General features: G+C 33.5%; 5 protein-coding genes. All 5 read left to right on the top strand.

The window, feature by feature from the left end; genetic code table 11:
- Nucleotides 1–654: hypothetical protein (locus tag N4A40_15040; GenBank protein ID MCT4663171.1), on the top strand; the 654-nt coding region annotated here is incomplete at its 5' end.
- A gap of 66 nt (nt 655–720) precedes the next feature.
- Nucleotides 721–1,095 carry a hypothetical protein gene (locus N4A40_15035; protein MCT4663170.1) on the top strand — a complete coding sequence of 125 codons (375 nt, stop codon included), beginning with the start codon at nt 721–723 and terminating at the stop codon, nt 1,093–1,095.
- Nucleotides 1,096–1,215: 120 nt separating this feature from the next.
- Complete coding sequence (locus N4A40_15030; GenBank protein ID MCT4663169.1) at nt 1,216–1,911, top strand: hypothetical protein; 696 nt, start codon at nt 1,216–1,218, stop codon at nt 1,909–1,911.
- Between the two features lie 106 nt (nt 1,912–2,017).
- Complete coding sequence (locus N4A40_15025; protein ID MCT4663168.1) at nt 2,018–2,452, top strand: hypothetical protein; 435 nt, start codon at nt 2,018–2,020, stop codon at nt 2,450–2,452.
- A 167-nt stretch (nt 2,453–2,619) separates the two neighbouring features.
- A complete protein-coding gene (locus N4A40_15020; GenBank protein ID MCT4663167.1) occupies nt 2,620–3,546 on the top strand; it encodes a phosphotransferase in 927 nt (308 codons plus the stop codon).
- Nucleotides 3,547–3,717 lie beyond the last annotated feature (171 nt).

Raw genomic sequence — 3,717 nt, 5'->3', positions numbered from 1 at the left:
ATAAAATTTAGTAAAGGATATAAAATTCAAAGTTTTCCAGAACGAGTAGAAGAGAAAGATGGTAAGGTATATTATAGCTGTATGGATTATCATTATGCCGGTGATTTTGGACCACATATAGATCAAGATGGAAAAATATATTCTTTTTGCATGGGAGAGTATCACAAAAAAGCAGATAATATGGCTGAATTCATGGAGCAACAATTGATTGAAGCTAATGACAATCGAAAAAGGCTCAGTAGCATAATAAGTGGCAGTGAAAATAAGAAATATTATGCTTGTAATGGAAATAAGGAAGATATATGGCAGAGAGTGTATGAGTATTTGATATCGTATTATGTTCCTGAAATGGCTGAAATGCTAGAAGTTCTAATGCCGCTGATATCAGATAAGAAAATAGTATTAAGCGATGAAAAGATCAATCAGCTGATGGAGATAATATTGGAAAATGACGATATATCTGAAATATTGATTATGGATATCGTAGAATTTTTGAGCAGTCAGAATTACTCATCTAAGACAATGTCGATTATGATGGATGTAGTTTCTAGAATAACTCTAATAGAGCGTAAGGAGCAGTTTTTGGTAGATAAGCTAATTGAGTGGGAGTATGATTATCCAGATGTGAAAAATAAGATTTTGAGTTTGCTGTGATTATGTTATAATCAATAAAGAAAACAATAGAAAATAAAAATAAACATGGTAAGAAGGGGAATTGCAATGAAGAACATATCTAACTACAATGCAGAAAAATATGAAACAGAAAATTATGTAAAAAAAGCAGAGGGAATATATCAACATGGTGATTATTTCGTTACGTCGTTGTCGTTTGAACAAGAGCCTGAACTAGAAGAAGGCGATTCACCAGATAATATCTCTCAGTACCCATTAGAAGATATACTTGATACATATAGAACTCATATATCTGATTTTTATAATGATTTGAATAGAAATAGTGAAACTCTTTGCTATCAAGAATTTGCTGCGCGAGATATGGAAAGCATACAAGAACTACGTGAAATGATTGGAAAGCATGTGTACAACGCACCGAAAGAGGTAAATGGCAAGGAGTATATAACGCTCGTTGTTGAGTAGATAGTTTTGATAGTGTAAAACAAATATTTAAAGCGAAATCCATCCAATATCTGGATGGATTTCGCTTTAGATAGTATAATTGATTTGTTGAGGTATATAAATTAAATTTAGGGGGCAATCATGAAAGACTATGCGCTAGTAGGTCATTTTGATGAATCAGCAGAAAAACTAAAAAACAAAGAGCTAAAAAACCAAAACCTAATAAACAAATGCCAGCGAATAAAATCATTAATAGCAGAGCTAGCAAATACAGAAGCTGGTCAAAATATTTATGGAGCTAGGTATCACCATTATGAACTTATGCCGCCTGTATCGTTAGATGTTGTTCGCGAGTTTGAAAGAGAGCATGGTATAGAACTGCCATTAGAGTATGTGTATTATATAGTATTAGTTGGCAGTGGGGGAGCGGGTCCTGGCAATGGATTTGATAGACCATTTCCTGAAAGCGCAGAAAATGGAGCGAAATGGCTCAGTCAATCGTCACAAGAACTCAGCAAAGTGATGTCTAGGGAGGTATGGGAGGCTAAATACGGTAGCGAATCAGATATACCAGATGATGAGTGGGTATGTAGAACAGTTGGTACTATATCGCTTACAGCTATAGATACTACATTTTTAGCTTACTTGGTAGTTACAGGAGAGCGTGCTGGGCGAGTAGTGTATCTAGACTGGGAAGATGAATATCCTCCCGTTTGGCCAAAATGCGGAGTAAATTTCCTAGAGTGGTGTGAAGCGTGGTTTAGTGGAATACTATCGGGCAGAATAAAATGCGCAGGAAATTTCATGGGATATGAGACTGAAGAGCCTGAGAAGTAGATTTTTCGAAAGGGAATGATAATTCACAAAATTATGGATATAATATAGATAACATTGTATAATATTTAGTGAAAGGCAGTTACAAAATGAATTGAGGGGGGTTTGTATGTTTTTATTAGGGATAGTTATTTATTTGGTATTAATTGTAGCGGTAATGTTTATGGGAGGGTATATAAGTGTATTTACAGATATACCAAGTTTAGTATTAATCATAGGGGCACTACTTGCAGTTACAGTATCAACTGGTAGTATGGGTTTGTTAAAGTACTCATTCAAAGCGAGTATTAAAGATGATTATTTTGATAAAAAACTCAACGATATTTCCATAGAATTTTTGGATTTACTTTTTAAATCATCTATTGGAATTGGTATTATAGGATTCATGATAGGCATTATAATAATGATGCATAGTTTATCAGATCCAGTTTCTATTGGACCTTCATTTGGAGTTGCTATGTTGGTTTTATTCTATTCATTACTGACAGGTTTTGTGCTAATACTTCCGATGAAATTTATATTAAAACGAAAAAGTAGCAAGTAAAATATATCCAAGGGATAGTTTTTTTAGATTCATTTAAGACGATTAAGTGGGCTGAAGAACTGTCCTTTTTTAATGATTATATGCAAATGTGATATAATTATTGAGTAAAGAGGCGTAGAAATGGTACTAGAATTTACTAAAAAGAAGGTGATCGCATCGAAACAAATTTGAAAGATTTACTTGTCGATATTCCCGGTAGTGATAGCTGGAGTAGTATTGAGTTTGTAAACAAAGGCTGGTCAGATGATAAAAAGTATCACATAGTAAATAATTGTGGTAAACATTTGCTTTTGAGAATTTCCGATAAAGAGTGCTATGAATTTAAGAAGAAAGAGCATGATATTATGAAATTAGTTTCAAAGCTCGATTTTGACATGACTAGAGTACGTGATTTTGGGACTTGTAATCAAGGGATTTATATGGTTTTAGATTGGCTTGAAGGGAAAGATTTAGAGAGTGTGATAGGTGATTTTTCGATAAAAGAACAATATAGACTTGGATACGAATCAGGGCAGATACTTAGGAAAATTCATGGAATTGATGTTGATATAGAGCCATTTTCATGGGAAGAAAAGTTTGGTAAAAAAATGGACAGAAAGTTGAGTGCATATGAAAAATGTCCACTGAAATATGAAAATGGAGATGTATTTGTTAATTATATAAATGAGTCAAGGCAATTGATTGTGGATAGACCTATAGTGTTTCAGCATGGAGATTATCACATTGGAAATATGATATATACTAAATCTGGTCATGTTGGTATAATTGACTTTGGAAGGTTTGATTTTGGAGATCCTTGGGAAGAATTCAATAGAATTATTTGGGATGCAAAGAGTAGCCCACCATTTGCTACAGGAAGAATAGATGGATATTTTGATGGAAATGTGCCAAATGAATTTTTTGATTTGTTGGCGATATACATAGCGAACAATTCAATATCATCACTGCCATGGGCTATTGATTTTGGAGATCACGAAATAGAAGTCATGAAGAGGCAAGCAGAAGAAATACTAGATGATTTTTGCAACTTTGAGATGAGTACACCAAAGTGGTACGATGCTAATTTGAAGCTGATTTACGGACGTCACAGTTAATTTGGCTAAAGGTTATCAGAGTCACATATAAGGAGGATGAATCTATGAGAGTTTGGACTAGACAAGATAGAAACGTTATGGAAGAAATAGAGCAAAAGGGATATTATATCTGTAAAGAAGAATACATAAACAAAAAAATGGAGAATTTCTCAGATTATTACAAGAAACTTT

Source organism: Tissierellales bacterium, assembly GCA_025210965.1.
Classification (GTDB): domain Bacteria; phylum Bacillota; class Clostridia; order Tissierellales; family JAOAQY01; genus JAOAQY01.
This window is presented reverse-complemented; position numbering and strand designations above follow the sequence as displayed.